The sequence below is a fragment of the Phenylobacterium sp. genome (genome assembly GCF_037968635.1).
Classification (GTDB): Bacteria; Pseudomonadota; Alphaproteobacteria; order Caulobacterales; family Caulobacteraceae; genus Phenylobacterium.
Genome location: NZ_JBBKVV010000061.1, coordinates 131,684 through 154,417, shown reverse-complemented (window position 1 = coordinate 154,417; position 22,734 = coordinate 131,684). Strand labels below are relative to the sequence as shown.

Annotated in this window: 19 protein-coding genes; 12 read left to right on the top strand and 7 right to left on the bottom strand. The window is 67.6% G+C overall.

Features of this window, described 5'->3' with window-relative positions; genetic code table 11:
- Positions 1–136: 136 nt before the first annotated feature.
- Positions 137–520, bottom strand: coding sequence for a hypothetical protein (locus AAC997_RS07165; RefSeq protein WP_340645005.1), 384 nt, complete (start codon positions 518–520; stop codon positions 137–139).
- Between the two features lie 124 nt (positions 521–644).
- Positions 645–2,549 (bottom strand): ATP-binding protein, encoded by a 1,905-nt coding sequence (locus AAC997_RS07160; protein WP_340645004.1) that lies wholly within the window; start codon positions 2,547–2,549, stop codon positions 645–647.
- A gap of 221 nt (positions 2,550–2,770) precedes the next feature.
- Here AAC997_RS07160 and AAC997_RS07155 point away from each other — a divergent pair, with 221 nt between their 5' ends.
- Positions 2,771–3,109: a hypothetical protein gene (locus AAC997_RS07155; RefSeq protein ID WP_340645003.1), complete on the top strand. Its 339-nt coding sequence runs from the start codon at positions 2,771–2,773 to the stop codon at positions 3,107–3,109.
- 64 nt (positions 3,110–3,173) lie between these two features.
- Positions 3,174–3,611: a hypothetical protein gene (locus tag AAC997_RS07150; protein WP_340645002.1), complete on the top strand. Its 438-nt coding sequence runs from the start codon at positions 3,174–3,176 to the stop codon at positions 3,609–3,611.
- Here the strand turns inward: AAC997_RS07150 and AAC997_RS07145 are convergent.
- Positions 3,608–4,501 (bottom strand): DMT family transporter, encoded by an 894-nt coding sequence (locus tag AAC997_RS07145; protein ID WP_340645001.1) that lies wholly within the window; start codon positions 4,499–4,501, stop codon positions 3,608–3,610. The genes AAC997_RS07150 and AAC997_RS07145 overlap by 4 nt on opposite strands.
- Positions 4,502–4,707: 206 nt before the next feature.
- Between AAC997_RS07145 and AAC997_RS07140 the strand changes: the two genes are divergently transcribed.
- The 9 genes from AAC997_RS07140 to AAC997_RS07100 all read left to right on the top strand — a co-directional run bounded on the left by AAC997_RS07140 (position 4,708) and on the right by AAC997_RS07100 (position 16,873).
- Positions 4,708–5,877 (top strand): phosphoserine transaminase, encoded by a 1,170-nt coding sequence (locus tag AAC997_RS07140; protein WP_340645000.1) that lies wholly within the window; start codon positions 4,708–4,710, stop codon positions 5,875–5,877.
- A gap of 84 nt (positions 5,878–5,961) precedes the next feature.
- Positions 5,962–7,536, top strand: a complete 1,575-nt coding sequence (serA, locus tag AAC997_RS07135; RefSeq protein ID WP_340644999.1) for a phosphoglycerate dehydrogenase — start codon at positions 5,962–5,964, stop codon at positions 7,534–7,536.
- Between the two features lie 38 nt (positions 7,537–7,574).
- Complete coding sequence (locus tag AAC997_RS07130; RefSeq protein WP_340644998.1) at positions 7,575–7,931, top strand: hypothetical protein; 357 nt, start codon at positions 7,575–7,577, stop codon at positions 7,929–7,931.
- An 80-nt stretch (positions 7,932–8,011) separates the two neighbouring features.
- The gene (locus AAC997_RS07125; protein ID WP_340644997.1) at positions 8,012–8,797 is read left to right on the top strand and encodes a protein imuA; all 786 of its coding nucleotides are present in this window, start codon (positions 8,012–8,014) and stop codon (positions 8,795–8,797) included.
- Complete coding sequence (locus AAC997_RS07120) at positions 8,715–10,235, top strand: DNA polymerase Y family protein (RefSeq protein WP_340644996.1); 1,521 nt, start codon at positions 8,715–8,717, stop codon at positions 10,233–10,235. Before AAC997_RS07125 ends, AAC997_RS07120 begins: the two co-directional genes overlap by 83 nt.
- A complete protein-coding gene (locus AAC997_RS07115) occupies positions 10,232–13,423 on the top strand; it encodes an error-prone DNA polymerase (RefSeq protein ID WP_340644995.1) in 3,192 nt (1,063 codons plus the stop codon). The genes AAC997_RS07120 and AAC997_RS07115 overlap by 4 nt, the downstream gene beginning before the upstream one ends.
- Positions 13,424–13,574: 151 nt before the next feature.
- Entirely contained in the window at positions 13,575–15,062 is a 1,488-nt protein-coding gene (locus AAC997_RS07110; RefSeq protein ID WP_340644994.1) for a carboxylesterase family protein, read from the top strand.
- Entirely contained in the window at positions 15,059–16,339 is a 1,281-nt protein-coding gene (locus tag AAC997_RS07105; protein ID WP_340644993.1) for a sulfatase, read from the top strand. Before AAC997_RS07110 ends, AAC997_RS07105 begins: the two co-directional genes overlap by 4 nt.
- A 6-nt stretch (positions 16,340–16,345) precedes the next feature.
- Positions 16,346–16,873 (top strand): hypothetical protein, encoded by a 528-nt coding sequence (locus AAC997_RS07100; RefSeq protein ID WP_340644992.1) that lies wholly within the window; start codon positions 16,346–16,348, stop codon positions 16,871–16,873.
- Here AAC997_RS07100 and AAC997_RS07095 read toward each other — a convergent pair.
- Both AAC997_RS07095 and otsB read right to left on the bottom strand, forming a co-directional pair.
- Positions 16,870–18,267 carry a trehalose-6-phosphate synthase gene (locus AAC997_RS07095; RefSeq protein WP_340644991.1) on the bottom strand — a complete coding sequence of 466 codons (1,398 nt, stop codon included), beginning with the start codon at positions 18,265–18,267 and terminating at the stop codon, positions 16,870–16,872. The two genes, AAC997_RS07100 and AAC997_RS07095, sit on opposite strands and share 4 nt — an antisense overlap.
- Positions 18,264–19,016: a trehalose-phosphatase gene (gene otsB, locus AAC997_RS07090; protein WP_340644990.1), complete on the bottom strand. Its 753-nt coding sequence runs from the start codon at positions 19,014–19,016 to the stop codon at positions 18,264–18,266. The genes AAC997_RS07095 and otsB overlap by 4 nt, the downstream gene beginning before the upstream one ends.
- Positions 19,017–19,172: 156 nt before the next feature.
- Between otsB and zwf the strand changes: the two genes are divergently transcribed.
- Entirely contained in the window at positions 19,173–20,636 is a 1,464-nt protein-coding gene (gene zwf / locus AAC997_RS07085; RefSeq protein WP_340644989.1) for a glucose-6-phosphate dehydrogenase, read from the top strand.
- On the opposite strand, the gene AAC997_RS07080 is transcribed toward zwf, so the two are convergent.
- Positions 20,633–20,860 carry a DUF5961 family protein gene (locus AAC997_RS07080; protein WP_340644988.1) on the bottom strand — a complete coding sequence of 76 codons (228 nt, stop codon included), beginning with the start codon at positions 20,858–20,860 and terminating at the stop codon, positions 20,633–20,635. The two genes, zwf and AAC997_RS07080, sit on opposite strands and share 4 nt — an antisense overlap.
- Positions 20,861–20,904: 44 nt before the next feature.
- The gene (locus AAC997_RS07075) at positions 20,905–22,692 is read right to left on the bottom strand and encodes a glycoside hydrolase family 15 protein (RefSeq protein ID WP_340644987.1); all 1,788 of its coding nucleotides are present in this window, start codon (positions 22,690–22,692) and stop codon (positions 20,905–20,907) included.
- Positions 22,693–22,734: the final 42 nt, after the last annotated feature.

The window sequence follows — 22,734 nt, the reverse complement described above, 5'->3', positions numbered from 1 at the left end:
CACGCAGCCCATGACGCTGATCTGAGCGCGGCGTTATTCTCGGTTCATCACATTTCCGCTCCGCAACACCTTGGGGTCGCCAACGAAAACGGCCCCGCCGGGGAGGGCGGGGCCGTTCGTTTCTGCTGCGGTTGACCTAGCGGCGATAGCCGCCGCCGTAGCCCGCGCCATAGTCGCGGTCATGGCGCTCGTAGCGCAGCTGAGCCCGGATGGAGTCGAAGCGGCGGTCGAGGTCGGCGCGCTCCCAGCGGGTCACCACGCCGTCGGCGCGGTAGCGCCAGGACAGCTTCTCGGCGTAGCGGAGCTGGTCGCGCAGGCGGGACGCCTCACGCCGGCTGATCTGGTGATTGCGTTCGGCGCGGTTGATCCGGACCTGCAGGTCGTCCCCGCGGACGATGCCGCGCTCTGACCCTCGGTCCCACCCGCGATGGTCGCCGCGGTCGTAGGACTGGGCGGCGGCGGGAACGGCGGCGGCGGCCAGGGCGGAAGCGGCCGCGATCGAAATCAGAATCTTTTTCATCTTCCATCCTCCTAGGATGTCTCGCGGCGCCGGGCGGCGTCGCTTGAGGGGGAGATGAACATTTCGAACCTGAAATCGAACTGAGCCCGCCGTTGTCTGGCGTTCAGCTTCGCCGTTCAGGGTGTCAGGCGACGGCGCTCTGCGCGGCGGCGGCCGAGGCGGCGTTCTGGGCGGCGTCGTTCAGGGCCCGGCTGATGGCCTCATAGAGCTTGGCGATCTCGATGGGCTTGGCCACGTGACCATCCATGCCGGCCGCCAGATACTCCTCCACCTGATGCGACAGAGCGTTGGCGGTCAGCGCCACGATTGGGGTGCGCGGGCGGCCCTGCTCGCGTTCGGCGGCGCGGATGGCGCGCGCGGAGTCGATGCCGTCCATCACCGGCATCTGAATATCCATCAGGATCAGATCATAGGCGCCGTCGCGCCAGGCCTCGAAGGCCAGCTTGCCATCAGCGACGATATCAATCTCGAGGCCCAGCGATCCCATCACGGCGGCCAGGACCTGCTGGTTGGTGGGATTGTCCTCCGCGGCCAGCAGGCGCAGGGCGCCTTCCTCAGCGCTATCGCCGGTGGAGGCAGGGGCGGGGGCCGCCTCGACGGCGGTTCCGCGCTCCAGCGGAAGTTCGACGGTGAAGGTGGAGCCCTTGCCTTCGCGGCTGTCGACCCAGATCGCGCCGCCCATCATCTGGGTCAACTCGCGGCAGATGGCCAGGCCCAGGCCCGTGCCGCCGAAACGGCGGGTGGCGGAATTGTCGGCCTGCACGAACTTTTCGAACAGGGTGGCCTGTTTCTCGGCGGCGATGCCGAGCCCGGTGTCTCGCACCGTCAGCCGGAGGGCGCCGTTGTCCGGGTTTAGGCCGAAGCTGGCGGCGACGTCACCGGCCTGGGTGAACTTCACGGCGTTGGACAGCAGGTTGCCGACGATCTGGCCCAGCCGGTCGGCGTCGCCACGCCAGGCGCCCTGGGCGGTCGGTTCGACCTCCAGTTTGAAATCGAGGCCCTTCTTCTGGGCCATCACCGCGAAGCTCTCGCGGGCAGGGGATATGGCGGACTCCAGATCGAAGTCGTCCACCAGCAGGGTGAGCTTGCCGGCCTCGATCTTCGAAAGATCCAGCACGTCGTTAAGCACGGCCAGCAGCAGGCCTCCCGACTGGCGGATGACCTCCAGGCGTTCGCGCTGGATGTCATCCATCTGGCCCATGGACATGACCTCGGCCATGGCCAGGACGCCGTTCAGCGGCGTGCGGATTTCGTGGCTCATATTCGCCAGGAACTGAGACTTCAAAGTATTGGCGGCGTTGGCCGCGTCACGGGCCTCGACGAGTTCCTGCAAAGTGCGTTGCAGGGCCTGCTCGCGCTCGTCCAACTTGGCGAGGAGGTGGTTGAAGCTGGCGGTCAGGCTGCGGAACAACGCGTCCTGGGCCTCCACCTGAACGGGAGCGAAACTGCCGCTGGCGGCGACGTCGTGCATGGCGTCAGACAGTTTCTGCACCGGCGCGATCACCCTATGGGCGAGCCCGCGGGCCAAAAACAGCGCGATACCGACGCCCCCGAAGAACAGCGCTCCGGTCAGGGCGACAAACTGGGGGAGGAGGGCGCCGAGGGCCGGCGGCATGACATCCACCACCAGTTCGCCCACACGCAGGCCTTGCACCTTCACCGGCGCGCGAATGATGTCGGTTCCGCCAGGCGCACCTTTGGCGCGCTGGTAGGTGGCGACGACCTGGCCAGACGAATCCAGCAGACGCGCGCCGGTCACCGACTGGGCCTGGGAGAGGGCGGAGATCGCGGCTCGCGCGGCCTGGGCGTCCATCTGCGACAGGGCCGGGCCCGCGGCGCCCGCGGTGATCTCCGACAGCGCCACATGATTTATATGGCTCTGCTCGCGGGCGACCGCCCATTGCTGCAGCATGAAGGTCAGGCAGGCGGCGATCAACACCACCATCGTGGTGATCAACGCGATACCCGCCACGCGGGCATGGAAAGTCGCGTTGTGAGCCGGGCCCGTCGCGCGAAGTTGTTGGGTCATGAGCGTCCGCAGTCCCGTCCAGCACCTGGGAATAGGGCAATTCTCCTAACGCTTCGCTTCCAAGCACTCGCCTGATGGGAGAATGCGTGTCCTAGTCGACACACTCTCAACCTGTGCGCGTAGTTGTCGCAGTTAACAGAGTCTGAATCCCGTGGACGGAGCTTAACCTCTGGTTTACCTCTACTACCGTTGAGTTAATTCTCTTGGAGAGGGGCTCCCCCATGGAAAAGGCCTTTGTTGCGCAACGTGTCGCGACCAAGTTGTTCACGACGGAAGCCGCGGTTGACGCGGCCATGATCGAAGCTACCGAACTGATGGCGGACCTCCTGAAGGCCCGTTCCGACGTCGGCACCTCGCTGGTCTTCGCCGACGACGTTCAGATCAAGATGGTGGAAGCCATTAAGGCCCTGGGCGAAGCTCGCACCGCCATGGTCGGCGTGCACACCGAACTGACCGAAGCCAAGCTGCGCCTCGGCATCCGCACCAGCCTCGGCGGCGCGGAAAACAAGCCGAACTTCATGCGTAAGGCGGACAAGACGGCGATGCGCGAAGTCGGCTAACCCCGATTTGGTTGCAATAGTTTAACTAGTCCTGCGTCCCTAATGCCTGTTAGGGGCGCAGGAAATGCCGACAACACACGCAGCACAAATTCTCTGGGTCGCCATCATCGCGGCCTGCGCCTTCGGCCTCCTCAAGGGCGGTCCGGCAGAGCGCATCGGCGCGGGCATGACCCTGCTGATCTCCGTCGCCTTCATCATCGTTAACGAACTGGTGCCTGAAGTTGGCCGCCCCGTGCCGCACCTGGTGCTCGACGGCGTCCTGGCCCTCGCCTTCCTCGGCCTCGCGGTTCGCTATGCCAGCCTGTGGATCGGCGCGGTGATGCTGCTGCAGGGCGTACAGTTCAGCCTCCACGCCTATTTCTTCGTCACCAAGCTGACGCCGGGCGTCACCTACGCCATCGTCAACAACCTGGTCACCTGGGCCACCCTGTTGGGCATCGTGCTGGGTACATTCGCCTATGTCCGCCACAGCCGCGCTTCGGCGGTCACGCCGAGCGTCTAGGCCGGCAGCTTCTCCCGCGGCTCCAGGGTCGCCAGGGCCACGCCGCCGAGGATAAGGGCCAGGGCCACGAAGGCCGTCCAGCTCGGCCGTTCGGCCAGGAAGATCACCCCCACCGCTGTCGCCCACAGGGGCGCCATGTAGATGGCCATGGAGAGGAACAGCGGACCTCGACGTTGGATCAGATAGACATAGCCGATGGTGGCCAACGCCGTGGGAAACACCCCCTGGGCCGTCACCGCCAGCGCCGCGGACATCGGTGGCCAAGCCGGGAGGGGGCCGGTGAAGAGCGCGGCGAGCGTGGCGAACGCCGCCCCCCAGGCGCACATCATCAAGGCGCCGACACTCGACGGCACCGGTGGCGCGCGCTTGGTGACCACGTTGGAAACCGCATAAAGGGCCGCGCCGGCGAGCGCCCCGATCAGGGCCAGGGCCTCCAGGGAAAGACCGCCCGTCAGGCGAGGGCCCACCAAAACCAGCAGGCCGACAAACCCCAGCGCCACGCCGCCCGACTTGCGGGCGGTGAGCCGTTCGCCGGATACGAAGGCGTGGGCCAGCAGCGCGGTGAAGATCGGCGAGGCGCCGTTGCAGATGGCGTTGATCGCCGAGGGCAGGCGCTCGGCGGCCAGGGCGAACAGGGCGAAAGGCACGGCCATCCCCACCAGGCCGTTGAAGGCGTAGAAGCGCCAGGCGGGGTCGCGCCATCCCGGCAGGCCCTGGCGCTGGACCGCCAGCACGACGGCCAGGGTCGCCACGGCGATCCATAGCCGTAGGGCGGTGTTCCAGAACGGTGGGATGTGGGCGACGGCGATCTTCAGCGCCGCGAAGGCCGATCCCCAGGTGACCACCAGGGCGGCCAACACCAGCCAGTCTATGGGTTTGGGGCGGGTCATCGGGTTTGCGGCAGGCTCCAGCGGCGGTCGCCGCAGGGCCAGGAATCACGCCTTGCCGCCAAGGCCAAGCCTGCGTGTTGTCAGCGCTGCTCAATCTGTCTTTCGAAAAATTACGCTTGCCCTGATCCCCAAACCGGCGTTTTTGCGCGGCGGGCCACGCCCCCCCAACGGGGCGCTGCTCATCTGTAAGGATGGGAGACATCGCTATGAATACCCTCGCCAAGCCGGCCATGCGTCCGGCTCGCCCCGAATTCTCATCCGGCCCGTGCGCCAAGCGCCCCGGATGGAATCCCCAAAATCTCCAGAACGCCGTCCTCGGACGCTCGCACCGCTCCAAGCTGGGCAAGGCGCGCTTGAAGGACGCCATCGATCGCACGCGTCAGGTGCTGCAGGTGCCGGACGACTATTTGATCGGCATCGTCGCCGGTTCGGATACGGGCGCCGTGGAAATGGCCCTGTGGTCGATGCTCGGCCCCAAGCCCATCCAGCTGCTGGCTTTTGAGAGCTTCGGCAAGGACTGGGTCACCGACGTGGTCAAGCAGTTGAAGCTGCCGGCCGAAGTCCTCGAGGCCCCCTATGGCGAACTGCCGGACCTCACCAAGGTGCGCAAGGACGCCGACCTGGTCTTCACCTGGAACGGCACCACCTCGGGCGTTCGGGTCCCCAACGCCGACTTCATCGCCGCCGACCGTGAAGGCATCACCATCTGCGACGCCACCAGCGCCGCCTTCGCTCAGGACCTCGACTGGGCCAAGCTCGATGTGGTCACCTTCTCCTGGCAGAAAGCGCTCGGGGGCGAGGGCGCCCACGGCGTCCTGATCCTCGGCCCCCGTGCGGTGGCGAGGCTTGAAAGCCACACCCCCGCCTGGCCCATGCCGAAACTGTTCCGCATGACCAAGGGCGGCAAGGTCAGCCTCGACATCTTCGAGGGCGCCACCATCAACACCCCGTCCATGCTCTGCGTGGAAGACGCCATCGACGCCCTGAAGTGGGGCGAGGCCATCGGTGGCCTGACCGAGATGCAGCGCCGCGCCGACGCAAACCTGGGCGCGCTCGCCGAATGGGTCGCCAAGACCCCGTGGGTGGAGTTCCTGGCCGCCGATCCGGCGACCCGGTCCAACACCTCGGTCTGCCTGAAGGTGGTCGATCCGGCGGTCACTGCGCTCTCCGACGACGCCCAGGCCGACTTCGCCAAAAAACTGGCCGCGATCCTGGAGAAGGAAGGCGTGGCCCTGGACATCGGCGGCTATCGCGACGCTCCGGCGGGTCTGCGGATCTGGTGCGGCGCGACGGTGGATACCTCTGATCTGGAGGCCCTGACGCCTTGGCTCGACTGGGCCTTCGCGTCGACCTCCGCCGATCTTCAAGCCGCCTAAGACCCCCTCGCGCTCCCGCCGCCCGGATCGCCGCACGCGCCGGCGCCGGGAGCGCACTCCCACATCGCCTAAGGACACCGCCCCATGCCCCGCGTTCTCATCGCCGACAAGCTGAGCCCCGCCGCCATCGAAATCTTCAAGCAACGCGGTGTCGACGCCGACGTGAAGACCGGCCTCAGCAAGGAAGAGCTGCTCAAGATCATCGACCAGTATGACGGCCTGGCCGTCCGCTCGGCCACCAAGGCCGATAAGGACGTGATCGCCGCCGCTTCCAACCTGAAGGTCATCGGCCGCGCCGGCATCGGCGTGGACAATGTCGACATTCCCGCCGCGACCTCCAAGGGGATCGTGGTGATGAACACCCCCTTCGGCAACTCGATCACCACCGCCGAGCACGCCATCGCCATGATGTTCGCGCTCGCTCGCCAGCTGCCGGCCGCCGACGTCTCCACCCAGGCCGGCAAGTGGGAGAAGAACCGCTTCATGGGCGTGGAACTCTACGCCAAGACGCTGGGCCTGATCGGCGCGGGCAATATCGGCGGCATCGTCGCTGACCGCGCCAACGGCCTGAAGATGAAGGTCGTGGCCTATGACCCCTTCCTCTCGGCCGAGCGCGCCGTGGAGCTGGGGGTGGAGAAGGTCGAGCTGGAGGAACTGCTGGCCCGCGCCGACGTCATCACCCTGCACACCCCGCTCACCGACAAGACCCGCAACATCCTGTCGGCCGAGAACCTGGCCAAGACCAAGAAGGGCGTCCTGATCATCAACTGCGCCCGCGGCGGCCTGGTGGATGAAGCCGCCCTGCGCGCCGGCCTGGACAGCGGCCACATCGGCGGCGCGGGCTTCGACGTCTTCGTGGAAGAGCCGGCCAAGGCCAACGTGCTGTTCGGCGCCGAGAACTTCATCGCCACCCCGCACCTGGGCGCCTCGACCATGGAGGCCCAGGAGAACGTGGCCCTGCAGGTCGCCGAGCAGATGAGCGACTACCTGCTCACCGGCGCGGTTTCCAACGCCCTGAACAGCCCCTCGGTCACCGCCGACGAAGCCCCCAAGCTGAAGCCGTTCATCGCGCTCGCCGAACGCCTCGGCGCCTTCGCCGGCCAGATGGTCGACGTCGAGGTCAAGGCCATCGACATCGCCTATGAGGGCGAGGTCGCCAACCTCAACACCCGTCCCCTGACCGCCGCCGCCCTGGCCGGGGTGATGCGTCCCATGCTGGCGGAGATCAACATGGTCTCGGCCCCGGCCGTGGCCCGCGAGCGCGGCATCACGGTGTCGGAAAGCAAGCAGGACGACTCGCCCATCTATGAAAGCCTGGTGCGGATCACCGTCACCACGGCCATGGGCAAGCGCTCCTTCGCCGGTTCGGTGATGGCCGGCACCCCGCGCATCATCGAGGTCAAGGGCATGGACCTGGACGCGCCGTTCGGCGGGGTCATGCTCTACGTCAACAACCTGGATAAGCCCGGCTTCATCGGCAGCCTGGGCGCGCTGCTGGCCGACGCCAACGTCAACATCGCCACCTTCAACCTGGGCCGGGTCTCCGCCGGCGAGGACGCCATCGCCCTGGTGGGCATCGACCAGGACCCGTCGGACGCGCTGATCACCAAGATCCGCGCCCTGCCGCATGTGAAGGAAGCCCGCACCCTGCGGTTCTAAAACTTGATTGGCGGCGGCTTCCTCGTGAAGCTGCCGCCATGTCTCGTCCCGAACGACATTCCCATACCGTTCCCGGCGGCCGGGCCTACTGGCTGACCGCGAAGCTCTGGGCGGCGGCCGAGGGGCTGCCGGTCTTCAAGATCGCCATCGCCGATATTCCGGAATTCGACCAGGACTGCTGGTTCCACGGCCAGGCGCCCAGCCTGCGCCAGGTCGCCGGTCACACGCGGCGGATCATGGCCGCCGACCTGGCCTATCCGATCATCCTCGCGGCCGACGGCCAGCTGATGGACGGCGGCCATCGTATCGCCAAGGCCTGGATCGAGGGGCGGACGCACATCGACGCGGTGCGTTTTACCGTCGACCCTGAGCCCGAAGAGATCCGCGGCCTATAGCGGAACTGGCTCCACCCTGGGACGATTGACTCTCTCGCCGCCAGGTCTAGAACAAAATAGGAACAAAGGAACAGGAAGCCATGTCCGGTTTTCGTGATGAGCGGCTCGCCGCTCTCAAGGCGAAGATCGCCACCCTCGAGGCGGGCGGACGGGCGGACTCTGAATCCCTGCCCTTCGGCGATCCGCGCATCGACAGCTGCTTCCTGGACGGCGGTCTGCCCCTGGGGTGCTGGCATGAGTTCGGGGCGCAGGGGATGGAGGCCGAGACCGCCGCCTGTCCCGCCGCCTTCGCCGCCCTGACGGCCGCACCGCTCGCCAAACGCGGCGAGGCGGTATGGATTTTGCGCCGTGACGACCTCTTCGCCCCGGGCTTGGTAGGACTGGGCTTCCCGGCCGAGCGGCTGATCCAGGTCTGCGCCCGCGACGAGGCCGAGACCCTGGCCGTGGCCGAGGACGCCCTGGCCACCCCCGGCGTCGCCGCGGTCTTCGCCGAGGTGGAGACCGTCAGCCTCACCGCCGGCCGACGCTTGCAGTTGGCCTGCGAGAAGCGCGGCGCCACGGGCTTCGTCATCCGCCGCAGACCCTATGGCGGCAAGGCCAAGGCCGGCGCGGGCTCCGCCGCAGCCAGCCGCTGGCGGGTCACCCCCGCCGCCAGCGAGCCCGGACCGGGGGAGTTTGGCCTGGGTCCCCCGCGCTGGGCGGTGACCCTGGAACGCTGCCGCGGCGGCCGCACCGGCGCCTGGCTGTTCGAGGCGACGGACGCCTACACCTATGAGGCCTCTGATGGCACGCATCCTCTGCGCCTGGTCGCCCCTCTGGGCGATCTCCAATTGGCGCCGGCGCAACCCCTCCGCCGCGTCGGCTAACCCGTTTGCTCTGATCGAGTCGTCCAAGGGGACTCGACGTCTCTCCGCTGTGGACCGGGCGGGCCGCAGGCTGGGTCTCTATGTGGGCCAGAAGGCCACCGACGCGGCGGCCATCGCGCCGGAACTGGTCACCGCCGAGGCCGAACCGGAGGCGGACGCCGCCGCCCTTTCTGCCCTGGTGGACTGGTGCGTGCGCTTCTCGCCCGCTGTCGCCGTCGATGAGCCCGACGGACTCTTCCTCGACATCAGCGGCGTCGCCCATCTGTGGGGCGGCGAGGCCGCCCTGCTGACCGATTTCCAGGCCCGGCTGACCGCCAACGGCCTGGCCTTCCGCGTCGCCATCGCCGACACCCCCGGCGCGGCCTGGGCGCTGGCCCATTACGGCGAGGACGGCGCCATCGCCACGCCCGGCCGGCAGATCGCCCTGCTGGCCCCCCTGCCGCCGGCCGCCCTGCGGTTGGAACCGGAGACCGCCGCCCAGATCGACCGCCTGGGGCTGAAGGCGCTCGCCCAGCTCTTCGACATTCCCCGCGCGCCGCTCGCGCGCCGGTTCGGGACCCCGACCCTGACCCGTATCGACCAGGCGCTCGGGCGCTCCAAAGAAGCGCTGACCTATCGCCGCCCGCCCAATCCCTGGTTCGCGCGCCTGGCCTTCGCCGAGCCGATCAGCGCGCCCGAAGACATGGCCCGTGTGACCGCCGACGTCGCCGCCAAGCTCTGCGCGCGCCTGGAGAAGGAGGGGCAGGGCGGCCGTCGCTTCGAGCTCTGCTTCCACCGGCTGGATGGTCATGTGGCGCCGCTGACTGTCGGCCTGTCCCTGGCCGGCCGCGATCCGGTCCGCATCGCCAAGCTGTTCGCACCGAAGCTGGAGACCGTCGATCCGGGTTTCGGAATCGAGGTTGTGACCCTGGAGGCCGCCGAGGTGGAGCCGGTCTCCGGCCGTCAGGCCAGGCTGGATAGTCTGCTGGAGGCCACCAGCGCCGAGGGCCTCGCCCCCTTAATCGACCGGCTCACCAACCGGCTCGGCGAGGACCGGGTCTGGAAGGCGCGTGCGGTGGAAAGCCACGTCCCCGAACAATCCGCCGCGCCGGGCCCGCCCATGGCCCCGGCGCTCGCCGGCTGGGACCCCGAGCGGCCCCGGCCTCTGCGCCTGTTCAGCCGGCCCGAGCCCCTGGAGCTGGTGATGGCGCCGATCCCTGATGACCCGCCGGTGCAGTTCCGCTGGCGCGGCCAGATGCACCGCGTACGCCGCGCCGAGGGACCTGAGCGGATCGGCGAGGAGTGGTGGCGCGGTGAGATCGGGGATGTCCGGGTGGATCACATCCGTGACTATTACCGGGTCGAGGATGAGGCGGGCGCCCGCTTCTGGCTGTTCCGCGCCGGCATCTATGCGCCGGGCGTGGAGGCCAGGTGGTGGCTGCATGGGTTGTTCGCATGACGCGCTATGTCGAGCTCCAGACCACCACCAACTTCTCTTTCCTGCGGGGCGCATCGCATCCTGACGAACTGGTTCGGACCGCCGTCGCGCTGGGCCTTGACGCCATCGGCATCGTCGACCGCAACAGCCTGGCCGGTGTGGTCCGTGCCTGGACAGAGGTGAAAAAACTCGGGGAGACCGCGACGTTCAAGGCCTTCACCGGCTGTCGCCTGGACTTCGCCGACAGGACGCCGAGCCTGCTTTGCTATCCCTCCGACCGCGAGGCCTATGGCCGTCTGACCCGCCTGCTCACCGTGGGCCAACGCCGCTCGATCAAGGGCGAGTGCGAACTGCACTGGGAGGACTATCTGCAGCATGCGGAGGGCCAGCTCACTCTGGTGGTCCCACCCGCGCGGCTGGATCCCACCTTCGAGACCGACCTGATGAAGATCGCCAAGGCCTTGCGGGGCTCGGTCTGGCTGGCGGCGTCGCGACCCTATGGCGCGCGGGACCTACAGCGGCTCTCGAAGCTGTCGGCCCTGGCGCAGGCCAGCGGCGCGCCGATGGTGGCCACCAACGACGTGCTCTATCACGGCCCCGAGCGCCGGGCCCTGCAGGACGTGGTCACCTGCATCCGCGAGACCTGCACCATCCACGAAGCCGGCCTGCGCCTGGAGGCCAATGCCGAGCGGCACCTGAAGACGCCGGAGGAAATGGCCAGGCTGTTCGCCAGGTTCCCGGGCGCGGTGGAGCGCAGCGTCGAGATCGCGGCGCGGATCAGCTTCGACCTCGGCCAGCTCAAGTACGAATATCCCGACGAACCGGTGCCGCAGGGCAAGACCGCCATCGGCCACCTGCGTGACCTGGTTTGGGAAGGCGCCAGGACGCGGTTCTCTACGGGCATGGGAGAGAAGGAGCGCGCCACGATCCAGCATGAGCTGGACCTGATCGAGAAGCTGGGCTTCGCCAACTATTTCCTCACCGTCCACGACATCGTCGCCTGGGCGCGCAGCCAGGACATCCTCTGCCAGGGGCGTGGCTCGGCGGCCAATTCCTGCGTTTGCTTCTGCCTCGGCGTCACTGCGGTCGATCCCACCAAGGCCGACCAGGACCTGCTGTTCTCCCGCTTCATCTCCGAGAAGCGCGGCGAGCCGCCGGACATCGACGTGGACTTCGAGCACGAGCGCCGGGAGGAGGTGATGCAGTACGTCTATCGCCGCTACACCCGCGAGCGGGCCGCCATTGTCGCCACCGTCATCCACTACCGTCCGCGCATGGCCATCCGCCAGGTGGGCAAGGCCTTGGGCCTGACCGAGGACGTCACCGCGGCCCTATCGGGCACCGTCTGGGGGAGCTGGGGCGACATGGTGGCCGCAGACCATATCCGCCAGACGGGCCTTGATCCCGACAACCCGGAAATCCGCCGCGCCACGACGCTGGGCCAGGAACTGCTGAAATTCCCCCGCCACCTGTCGCAGCACGTCGGCGGCTATGTGCTGACCAAGCGCCGCCTGGACGAGACCGTGCCCATCGGCAACGCCGCCATGAAGGACCGCACCTTCATCGAGTGGGACAAGGATGACATCGACGCCATCGGCCTGATGAAGGTCGACGTCCTGGCGCTCGGCATGCTGACGGCGCTGAAGCGCAGCTTTGACATGCTGCCACTCCTGGAGGACGGAACCGAGATCAGCGACATCGCCCACATCCCCCAGGAGGTTCCCGAGGTCTACGACATGCTTTGCAAGGCCGACTCCGTCGGGGTCTTCCAGGTGGAGAGCCGGGCCCAGATGTCGATGCTGCCGAGGCTGCGGCCCCGCAAGTTCTACGACCTGGTGATCGAGGTCGCGATCGTCCGGCCAGGTCCCATCCAGGGCAACATGGTCCACCCCTATCTGAAGCGGCGCGGCGACCCGTCCCAGGTGACCTATCCGCGCCCTTCGGAGGGCTATCCCCAGGACGAGTTGGAGAAGATTCTCAAGAAGACCATGGGGGTGCCGCTCTTCCAGGAGCAGGCCATGCGCATCGCCATCGAGGGCGCCCAGTTCAGCGAGAACGACGCCGACGGCCTGCGCCGGGCCATGGCCACCTTCCGCCACCACGGCAATGTCGGCGAGTACGAGATCCAGTTCCGGGAGGGGATGACGGCGCGGGGCTACGATCCCCAGTTCGTCGACGACTGCTTCCACCAGATCGAGGGCTTCGGCTCCTATGGCTTCCCGGAAAGCCACGCCATCAGCTTCGCCCTGCTGGTCTACGCCTCGGCCTGGGTGAAGTGGAAATGGCCAGACGCCTTCTGCGCGTCCCTGCTCAACAGCCAGCCGATGGGGTTCTATCAGCCGGCCCAGCTGGTCCGCGACGCCCGCGAGCATGGGGTTGAGGTGCGGCCCCCCGACGTCATGGCCAGCGACTGGGACTGCACCCTGGAGCCGGTGGAGGGCCAGCGCCTGCGGGCTATGCGGCTGGGTCTGCGGCAGATCAAGGGCTTCAAGGAGGTCGACGGCCTGACCCTGATGGCCCTGCGCGCGGAGGGTGTGCGGACGCTCGAGGCCTTCGCCCGGGGCCTGTCGCGCCGCGCCATGGAGCTGTTGGCCGAGGCCGACGCCTTCGCCGGGATGGGCCTCACCCGCCGTCAGGCCCTGTGGGCGGTGAAGGGCCTGCTGGGGGAGACCAAGGTGGAGACCGACGCCCCGCTGCTGGCCGGCATGGGCCGCCCGGAGGTCCAGGTCGAGCTGCCGCTGATGAGCCTGCCCATGAATGTCACCGAGGACTACCGCACCACCAGGCTGTCGCTGAAGGCCCACCCCTGCGAGTTCTTCCGCAGCGAACTCGCCCAGGCGGGCGCGGTCCCGGCGGCGGCGCTGAAACACATGCGCGACCGGCGCTGGACCTCGGTGGGAGGTATCGTCCTGGTGCGCCAGCGGCCGGGCACCGCCAAGGGGGTGGTGTTCATGACCCTGGAGGACGAGACGGGCGTCGCCAATATCGTCATCTGGAAGGACGCCTTCGAGGCCAACCGCCGGCTGGTGATGACCGCCACCCTGCTGCAGGTCCATGGCCAGCTGCAGATCGAGAGCGACGTGGTCCACTTGGTGGCCAAGAGCTTCATCGACCTCTCCCACCTCACCGCCCGGCTGCGCGACGAGGGGCCGGCGGCGGCGTCGGGCCGCAAGGCCGGGGGCCTGATCCACAGCCGCGATTTCCACTAGGGCGCGGCAGCCGAAAGGGGATGCCGGCTTCGGCGCCCGTCACGGTCAAAAGAGATGTCCAGCAGCTTGACCACGCCCTGCGCTCAGCGAATGGTTCAGCCCGACAGATCAAGATGGCCGAGCGTTTTTCAGGCCGCCTGGGGACGATCCCATGAAGCTCGCCGTGTTCTCCACGATCCTGACGCTCCTCGCCGGCCCGGCCCTGGCCGACAGGGCGACCGTCGAAGGCGGTGTGATCGTCGGGACGGCTGCCCCGACGGCGAACATCTATCGCAACATCCCCTACGCCGCCCCGCCGGTCGGCCCCCTGCGCTGGGCGCCGCCGGCCAAGGTCGTGCCCTGGACCGGCGAGCGGGATGGGACCAAGGCCGGCGTCTCCTGCATGCAGACCATGCGCGCCGACGGGGCCCCCAACTTCGGCAGCGCCAACGGCCCGATGAGCGAGGACTGCCTGCAGCTCAACATCTTCGCGCCGAGAGGGGCGAAGATGGCGCCGGTGATGGTCTGGCTGCACGGCGGGTCGCACCGCTATGGCGCGGGCTGGATCTACGACGGCGCCAACTTCGCCCGCGACGGGGTGGTGTTGGTGGCCATCAACTACCGTCTGGGCCCGCTGGGCTATTTCGCCCATCCGGCCCTCACCAAGGCGGCGGGCCCCGGCGAGATCGTGGGCAACTACGGCCTGATGGATCAGATCGCCGCGCTGGAATGGGTGAAGCGCAATATCAAAAGCTTCGGCGGCGATCCCGGCAACGTCACAGTATTTGGCGAAAGCGCCGGCGGTGGCAGCACGCTGGCCCTGCTGGCCACGCCCAAATCCAAGGGCCTCTACCAGAAGGCCGTCGTGCAGTCGGGCGGCGGCTGGGGCGCGCCCACGACGCTCACCGACAAGGAGGCCGAAGGGGTGAGGACGGCGAGCGCGCTGGGTCTCACCGACGCCACTGCCGACCAGCTCCGCGCCGTGCCGGCTGCTGATCTGATCGCCAAGACCGACGGCGCTTTCGGCCCCTTCGTCGATGGCCGGTTGATGAAGGAAACACCCGCCCAGGCCTTCACGTCGGGCCGCGCCAACGACGTGCCTCTGATCATCGGCTCCAACTCCGGCGAGGATTCGCTGATGGCTGAGTTCGGCCTGGGTCCGGCGGCGGTCGGCAAGTCGCTGCCGGCGGCGATGCGTGCGGTCTATGCCGAGGAAGCGACCCAGGGCGACGCTGTGCTGGGTCGCGCGGTCTTCACCGACCGGGCGATGGGGGCGCCGGCCCGATGGACGGCGGCCCAGGCGTCGAAGGGCAAGCCCGCCTGGCTCTACTACTTCTCTTATGTCGGCTCGCGCTTCCGGCCGATGGTCACGCGGGCTTTCCATGCTGCGGAGATCCAGTACGTGTTCGAATACTGGGGCCGCCGCACGCCGATCAGCATGATCAAGTCCGACGACCAGGCCATGGCCGACCTGATGCATGGCTGCTGGGTGGCCTTCGCCAAGACCGGCAAGCCGGCCTGCGACTGGCCCGCCTATGATCCGAAGTCGGACCGACTGATGGAGTTCGGCGCCGAGAGTGGCGTCCGGACCCACTTCCGCAAGTCCCGCCTGGATGCCCAAGAGGCAGTCGCCCTGCCGACCCTGGAGTTGTCGAAGTGAGTAAGCGTTCCCCCAACTTCATCGTCATCGTGGCCGACGACCTTGGCTATGGCGACATCGGCTGCGACGGCGGGACCATCATCCGCACGCCTCACCTCGATCAGATGGCGGCGGAGGGCGTGCGGTTCACCGACTTCTACGCCTCGGCCAATGTCTGCACCCCGTCTCGCGCCGGCCTGCTCACCGGCCGTTATGCGATCCGCTCAGGCCTGGCCCACGAGGTGATTCAGCCCGCCGACACCACGGGCCTGCCGCTCAGCGAGATCACCATTCCCAAGGCCCTGGGGGACGCCTACGCAACCGCCCTGATCGGCAAGTGGCACCTGGGCCACGTAGCGCCCCATTGGCCGCCGACGGTCTACGGCTTCGACCGCTTCTACGGCCTGCCCTACAGCCACGACATGCGGCCGCTGTCGCTCTATGCCGGAGAGGGCGCGGGCGTCGAGGTCATCGAGGCCAAGCCCGACCTCGCCAAGCTGACCCAGAACTTCTTCGAACAGACGATCGCCTTCGCTGAAGAGAACCGCGACCGGCTGTTCTTCGCCCTGGTCACCCTGACGGCGCCGCACATCCCGCTGAAGCCCAATCCGGACGACCTCACCGGCTCGCCCGGCGGCGCCTATGGCGAGGTGGTGGAGGAGATCGACGTCAATATCGGCCGCCTGCTGGCCAGGCTGAAGGACCTCGGCCTCGACGAGGACACCCTGGTGATCTTCACCTCCGACAATGGGCCCTGGTTCGAGGGCTCTTCGGGGCCGTTCCGCGACCGGAAGGGCGGCTCGGCCTGGGACGGCGGTTTCCGTGTGCCCTTCATCGCCCGCCAGCCGGGGACCTTGCCGGCCGGGGTGGTGACCGATGCGCTCTCCAGCAACCTCGACTTGCTGCCCACCTTGCTGGCCATGGCCGGGATCGCCGCGCCCGCCGATCGGGAGTTGGACGGCGCCGACCTGAGTGCGGTGATGACGCAGGGCGCGGCCTCGCCGAACGAGCAGATCGTGCTGTTCGACAACACCCACGTGGCGGCGGTGCGCACGGCCCGCTGGAAGTACGTGGTGCGCTCCTACTACCGGACCTATGACGTGCCCCTGGACCGCTATCCCCTGCTGTTCGACATGGGCGTTGATCCTGGCGAAAACTACAGCCTCGCCGCGCTGCACCCCGAGGCGCTCGCCGACATGACCGCACGGGTGGAAGCGGCCCGCGCCAAGTACGGCCCCATCGGGGCGGCCTTCCCGCCCCACGTCGCGCCGGCTAGCGCCGCCGACCATCCCGACTGAGGCCCCATGCTGAATCTCACCCTGATCCGTTGGTGTCTGCGGCAATACGGCTTGGTCTGGCTCGCGGCGTTCGCCCTGGTCCTGGCCGCGGCCATCATCGCCTGGAAGCTGGCGAAGATGGCCTACATTCCGGCGGCTGACCTGCTGCTCACCGGCGCCTTTCCGCTGCTGGGGCTGATCCTGGTCGCCTTCGTGATCTATGCCTTGGCGCAGAAACAGACGCCGCTCACCAAGGCGGTGCTGATCGTCTTCACGGTTGTCCTGGCCCTGCCTCTGTTGTGGGCGCCGGTGCTGGGGGTTATCGCCGGCGCGTGGGTCGCGCATGTCTCCATCGAGTATTCCAGCGTCTATGCGGCCTTCCGCATCACGGTGGGCAAGTTGCTCTATGTGGTCACCGAGCAGGTGTTCGGCAGTCCGCTCGTGGACGGCGCCTGGAAGGCCATGCAAGCCTTCGCGGGTCTGGTGGGCTTCATCTCCGCTGTCGTCCATTCCTGGCGCGTGGTGCAGCGGCTCTCCGACAGTCCGACCGCCTAGCTGGCCAGCGCGGTGTGGGTTTCGCGCACGCCGGACAGGGTGCTCACATAGTCGTCACGCCAGGCGCTCACGTCGTCGCCGGTGACGGTCTCGAACATCTGCGCCCAGCGGTCGATTCGCTCGGGAAGCTCCATGGCCAGCGCCCGCTTCAGGGCGTCAGCAATCTCTTCGGGGCTATTGGGATTGACCATCAGGGCCGGTTTCAACTGGTCGGCCGCACCGGCGAACCGCGACAGGATCAGCACCCCCGGATCGTCGGGGTCCTGGGCCGCGACAAACTCCTTGGCCACCAGGTTCATACCGTCTCGCAAGGGCGTCACGAGCCCGACGCGAGCGGCGCGATAGACGCCCGCCAGCTCGTCGCGGCGATAGTTCTTGTTCACGTACCGGACGGGGTTCCAGTCGATGTCGGCATATTCGCCATTGATCCGGCCCGAGAGCGAATCCAGGCGCGCGCGGATTTCCTGATAGGCCTCGACCCCCTCGCGGCTCACCGGAGCGATCTGCAGGAACAGCACCTCGCGGCGGACATCCGGATTGCCGGCCAGGAAGTGCTCAAAGCCGGCGAACCGTTCCTCCAGTCCCTTGGAATAGTCCAGCCGGTCGACGCCGACGATCAGGCTGCGGAAGGCGGTGTGGGCCATCATCACGTCGTAGGTGCGCCAGGCCCGCTCGCTCGTGGCCATCTGCGCGAACTCCGCAGCGTCCACCCCGATGGGGAAGGCGCCCACCTTCACGGTGCGGCCGAAGGCGCGCAGGTCCGAGCCCACCATCACCCCCTTGGCCTCGGTCAGCACATACTCCTCGAAGGCTTGCCGGTAGTCCGGCGTCTGGAAGCCCACCAGGTCGTAGTCGAACAGCGACTGCACCAGCTTCTGGTGGCCAGGCAGGGTGACCATCAGCTGATGGGCGGGCCAGGGGATGTGCAGGAAGAAGCCGATACGGTTCTTCACCCCCAGCTTGCGCAGTTCTCGGGCCAGCGGGATCAGGTGATAGTCGTGCACCCAGACCAGGTCGTCGGGCTCGATCAGCGGCGCCAGGGTCTCGGCGAACCGCTGGTTCACCCGCTCATAGCCTTCGCCATAGGACCGGTCATAGGCGGTCAGGTCCTGGCGATAGTGGAACAGCGGCCAGAGTGTCTTGTTGGCGTAGCCGTTGTAGTACTCGCTGAGGTCGGATTCCTCGAGGTCGACGGTGGCCACGGTCACCCCGTCGCAGCGCTCGACATTGAGCTCGCCGGTGAAGGTCTCGGTGGTCTTGCCGCTCCAGCCAAACCACAGGCCGGAATACTCCCGCAGGGCCGCCGACAGCGCCATGGCCAGTCCGCCCACGGTCTCGTCACCCTTGCCGGTGGGCGGGTTGACCCGGTTCGAGACGACGATCAGCCGGCTCATCGCGCGGCTTCCAACCAGGCCAGGGCGGCGTTCACGTCGTCCAGGCGCAGGCGCGCGGCGGTGGCCCGCGCAGGGCCCACCAACACGCCGTACCCGCCCAGCCGCTGCGCGGCGGCGAAGCCGTCCTCGTCGGTGAGATCGTCGCCCAGAAAGACCGGAGTCGCGCCGGTGAAGGGGGCGTGGGCCAGGAAAGCCTCGACGCTGTCGCCCTTGGTGGGGCCGGGCGTGCGCAACTCCACCACCATGTCGCCGGGTTGGAGCGCGAGGCCCGTGCGGGCGGCGATGCGTTCGGCCTCCATGCGCGCGGCCTGGCCCTGCTCGGGAGCCCCGCGATAGTGCAGGGTGGCCGACAGGGTCTTGTCCTCCACCAGCATGCCGGGATGGGCGGCGGCCAACAGTCTAAGCGCCGCCACGGCCTCGGGCAGCGCCGGGTGGGGCTTAGCCTGACGGATCACACCGTCTACGTCGCGAAGCACGAGGCCATGGACGGCGGCCACGGCCGGAACACGGCTTTCCAGGATGCGGTCGATATCGCTGAGCGTGCGGCCGCTGACCACGGCAAGTCGACCCTCAAGGCCGGTCATGAGTTTATCAAGAATTCCGGTGCGGCGCGGATCGGGCACGACATCCTGTGGCCGCGCGGCGATGGGGGCCAGGGTGCCGTCGAGATCGAGGAACAGGGCGGCCTTGGCCAGCGCCAGGGGCGGGGGCGCCGCATCAAGTCGGATATCGAGTTCAGTTACACTCATAAGATTAATCGCCCTGGGCACGGGAGATTGAACGTCCACGGCCACGGTTCGATCCAATACCTTTTGTTGCGGAGAGAACGAACAAGCGGGCTTGACGTTGCGGGGGCGAACCCCGCTATGCGCGGGTTGGATCTCAGGTTCGCGAAAGGTGACGCGATGGCGCAATCCCCCACAGCCGACGTGATCGTTCTGTTCGGCGGCACGGGCGACCTCGCCCAGCGGATGCTGTTCCCGTCGCTCTACTTCCTCGACGCCGATGGCTTCCTGGCCGACGATTTCCGCATCATCGCCACGGCGCGGGCCGAGATGTCGGCGGAGGCCTTCGCGGAGCACGTCCACGAGTCGGTGAAGACCCGGGCCGGCGGGGTGGACGCCAAGGTCTGGAAACGTTTCGCCGCCCGGCTGGACTATGTCGGCGGCGACGCCACCAAGCCCGCCGGCATGGCGGCCCTGAAGAAATCCATGGGCGACGCGAAGACCCCGGTCTTCTTCCTGGCCCTGTCGCCGAGCCTCTATGCGCGGGTCTGCGCGGCCCTGGGCGCGGCTGGCCTTGGCGGGCCGGACGCCCGGATCGTGCTGGAAAAGCCCATCGGCCGGGACCTGGAAAGCTCCAAGGTGATCAACGACGCCGTGGGCGCCGTCTTCCCCGAACAGAGCGTGTTCCGCATCGACCACTATCTGGGCAAGGAGACGGTGCAGAACCTGATCGCACTGCGGTTCGCCAACACCCTGTTCGAGCCGCTGTGGAACAACCTGACCATCGACCACGTGCAGATCACGGTGGCCGAGACCGAGGGGGTTGGCGACCGCTGGCCCTATTACGACGAGTACGGCGCCCTGCGCGACATGGTGCAGAACCATATGCTGCAGCTCCTTTGCCTGGTGGCCATGGAACCGCCGTCGGACATGGCGCCGGAGTCGCTGCGCAACGAGAAGGTCAAGGTGCTGCGGTCGCTGCGTCCCTTCACGCGGTCCGACGTACAGAACATCTCGGTGCGCGGCCAGTATACCCCCGGCGTTGTCGGCGGCGGCTCGGCGGCGGGTTACGAGAGCGAGCGTGGGCAGGCCAGCAACACCGAGACCTTCGTCGCCCTGCGCGCTGATATCGACAACTGGCGATGGGCCGGCGTGCCGTTCTTCCTGCGCACGGGCAAGCGGCTGCCGGAGCGGCGGACCCAGATCGCCATACAGTTCAAGCCGGTGCCGCACTCGATCTTCGGCGACCACGCCAAGGCCGATCTGGTGGCCAACCGGCTGGTGATCGACCTTCAGCCGGACGAGGACATCGAACTCACCTTGATGAACCAGGCGCCGGGCTTGACCCAGGGCGGCATGCGGCTGCAGTCCCTGCCGCTGTCGCTGTCGCTGCTGCGCGCCTATTCCGGGCCCAATGCCCGCCGCCGCATCGCCTATGAGCGGCTGCTGCTCGACGCCATGCACGGCAACGGCACGCTGTTCGTGCGCCGCGATGAGGTGGAACAGGCCTGGACCTGGATCGATGGTATCGAGGCCGCCTGGGCCGACAGCGGCATGGTCCCCAAACCCTACGCCGCCGGAAGCTGGGGGCCGGCCGGCGCCTTCGCCCTCATCGAGCGGTCGGAGCGGGCCTGGTACGACTAGCCACAGGCCTCCACCTCGCCCGACCCCAGGTCGATGCGAAAGCAGTGGCGTTCGCCGGTCTCGGTGTCAGTGACAACAACCTCGACATCGACCTCGTCGTCAGTCTGAGGATGCCAGAGGTCGACGAACGCGAAGGCGGCGGTCTCAAAGTCAGGCCCGCTAACGTCAAAGGCGCGCTGCTGGCCTTGCGTGGCGGCGCGGGCGGAGAAGTGTCGATCGGTCATGGGGGCTCCTGCGAGGATCTAAACGTCCCCGCCAGGAAAAGGATTCAACGCACGCTGGTCCAGGGCCGGCTCAGCATGTTGGCGCAGTTGATCAGGCCCACCAGGGAGTAGGTCTGCGGATAGTTGCCCCACAGTTCCGCGCCATCCAGCGTGATATCCTCTGAGAGCAGGCCCGCCGCCGTGCGCCGGCCCAGCATCTCCTCGAACAGGTCGCGGGCCTCCTGGCCGCGGCCGGACATGTGCAACACCTCGATCAGCCAGAAGGTGCAGATGTTGAAGGCGGTCTTGGGTTCACCGAAATCGTCGGGGACGGCGTAGCGCAGCATGTAGGGGCCTCGCCGAAGACCCTCCTCCACCGCCTTGATGGTGGCGGCCATGCGTGGGTCGTCCGGCGATACGAACCGCACGTCCACCAGTTGCAGCAGGGAGGCGTCCAGTTCGTCGCCGCCGAAGGTGGCCGCGAAACGGCCGAGCTTCTCGTTGAAGGCGCCGTCCTCGATCGCCGCCCTGACCTTGGCCGCGCGGTTGTTCCAGAAGTTGGCGCGTTCCATCAGGCCCAATTTCTGAGCCGCATTGCCCAGTCGGTCGCATGCCGCCCAGCACATCACCGCCGAATAGGTGTGGATGTTCTCCCGGCCGCGGAATTCCCATAGCGAGGCGTCGGGCTGGTCGTGCAGTTCGAAGGCCTGCTCCCCCACCGGCTCCAGGGCGCGGAAATCCTCCACGGTGGCGGGCCGGAACAGCCGCTGGTCGAAGAAGGCCTGGACGGTGGAGAGCACGATCTGGCCGTAGACGTCGTGTTGCAGGTGTTCGTGCGCCTGGTTGCCCACCCGCACCGGACCCATGCCGCGATAGCCCGGGAGGTGATCGGCGAACCGTTCCACCAGGGAGGGTTCCAGACCCACGCCATAGAGCGGCTGGACGTGGCCGCCCTTGGCCGTGTCGATGACGTTACGCAGATAGACAAGGTAGTTTTCCAGCAGGTCGGCGGCGCCTAGCCGGTTCAGAGCCTGAACCACGTAATAGGCGTCGCGCAGCCAGCAGTAGCGATAGTCCCAGTTGCGCTGGCTGCCCTCATGCTCGGGGATCGAAGTGGTCAGGGCCGCGACGATGGCGCCGGTTTCCTCGTGGGCGCAGAGCTTCAAGGTGATGGCGGCGCGGATCACCGCCTCCTGCCATTCCAGAGGCACCGACAGGGTCCGAACCCAGGCGCGCCAGTAGTGGGTCGTCTCGCTCAGCATCCGCTCGGTGGTGGCGGCCACATCGGCGTCGAACCCCTCGTCGGGGCCTAGGAACATCGAGAAGGGCTCCTCCAGCCGGAACAGCCGTTCGTCTCGGATGTGGGAAACCGAGGACTCCGTGGTCAGCCGCAGGGTCATCTCCCCGCCTGCATAGCGCAGGTGGTTGGAGCCGGTGGTGATGGTGGCGGGCGCCTCGCCCCAGTTCACCATCGGCCGCATGCGGATGCGGATCCTCGGCGTGCCGCTGAGCGGCCGGACCCGGCGAACGAAGGCCATGGGCCGGTAGACCCGGCCGAATTGCCGGTAGCGCGGGGCGAAGTCGGTGATCTCCACCACCGCGCCGGACTTGTCCGTGATCTCGGTGATCAGGATCGGGGTGTTGCGCAGATAGGATTGGCGGACGCTGGCCATGTCCTCGACATCGATGGACCAGAACCCCTGTTCCTCGGATTTGTCTCCCGAAAGCAGGGCGCAGAAGGCGGGGTCGCCGTCGACGCGGGGCGTGCAGGCCCAGACGAATCGCCCGCAACGGTCGATAAGGGCGCTGGCCGCGCAGTTGCCGATGGGAAAAAGATCGAGAGTCTGGGTCATATGGTCCGAATCCTCGACCTATGTGTTCGGTTCACGACGGAC

What these genes read in the sequence shown, in the direction of transcription:
- AAC997_RS07165 (WP_340645005.1), bottom strand. Translation starts at nt 520, where the DNA reads ATGAAAAAGATTCTGATTTCGATCGCGGCCGCTTCCGCCCTGGCCGCC.
- AAC997_RS07160 (WP_340645004.1), bottom strand. Translation starts at nt 2,549, where the DNA reads ATGACCCAACAACTTCGCGCGACGGGCCCGGCTCACAACGCGACTTTC.
- AAC997_RS07155 (WP_340645003.1), top strand. Translation starts at nt 2,771, where the DNA reads ATGGAAAAGGCCTTTGTTGCGCAACGTGTCGCGACCAAGTTGTTCACG.
- AAC997_RS07150 (WP_340645002.1), top strand. Translation starts at nt 3,174, where the DNA reads ATGCCGACAACACACGCAGCACAAATTCTCTGGGTCGCCATCATCGCG.
- AAC997_RS07145 (WP_340645001.1), bottom strand. Translation starts at nt 4,501, where the DNA reads ATGACCCGCCCCAAACCCATAGACTGGCTGGTGTTGGCCGCCCTGGTG.
- AAC997_RS07140 (WP_340645000.1), top strand. Translation starts at nt 4,708, where the DNA reads ATGAATACCCTCGCCAAGCCGGCCATGCGTCCGGCTCGCCCCGAATTC.
- serA (WP_340644999.1), top strand. Translation starts at nt 5,962, where the DNA reads ATGCCCCGCGTTCTCATCGCCGACAAGCTGAGCCCCGCCGCCATCGAA.
- AAC997_RS07130 (WP_340644998.1), top strand. Translation starts at nt 7,575, where the DNA reads ATGTCTCGTCCCGAACGACATTCCCATACCGTTCCCGGCGGCCGGGCC.
- AAC997_RS07125 (WP_340644997.1), top strand. Translation starts at nt 8,012, where the DNA reads ATGTCCGGTTTTCGTGATGAGCGGCTCGCCGCTCTCAAGGCGAAGATC.
- AAC997_RS07120 (WP_340644996.1), top strand. Translation starts at nt 8,715, where the DNA reads ATGGCACGCATCCTCTGCGCCTGGTCGCCCCTCTGGGCGATCTCCAAT.
- AAC997_RS07115 (WP_340644995.1), top strand. Translation starts at nt 10,232, where the DNA reads ATGACGCGCTATGTCGAGCTCCAGACCACCACCAACTTCTCTTTCCTG.
- AAC997_RS07110 (WP_340644994.1), top strand. Translation starts at nt 13,575, where the DNA reads ATGAAGCTCGCCGTGTTCTCCACGATCCTGACGCTCCTCGCCGGCCCG.
- AAC997_RS07100 (WP_340644992.1), top strand. Translation starts at nt 16,346, where the DNA reads ATGCTGAATCTCACCCTGATCCGTTGGTGTCTGCGGCAATACGGCTTG.
- AAC997_RS07095 (WP_340644991.1), bottom strand. Translation starts at nt 18,267, where the DNA reads ATGAGCCGGCTGATCGTCGTCTCGAACCGGGTCAACCCGCCCACCGGC.
- otsB (WP_340644990.1), bottom strand. Translation starts at nt 19,016, where the DNA reads ATGAGTGTAACTGAACTCGATATCCGACTTGATGCGGCGCCCCCGCCC.
- zwf (WP_340644989.1), top strand. Translation starts at nt 19,173, where the DNA reads ATGGCGCAATCCCCCACAGCCGACGTGATCGTTCTGTTCGGCGGCACG.
- AAC997_RS07080 (WP_340644988.1), bottom strand. Translation starts at nt 20,860, where the DNA reads ATGACCGATCGACACTTCTCCGCCCGCGCCGCCACGCAAGGCCAGCAG.
- AAC997_RS07075 (WP_340644987.1), bottom strand. Translation starts at nt 22,692, where the DNA reads ATGACCCAGACTCTCGATCTTTTTCCCATCGGCAACTGCGCGGCCAGC.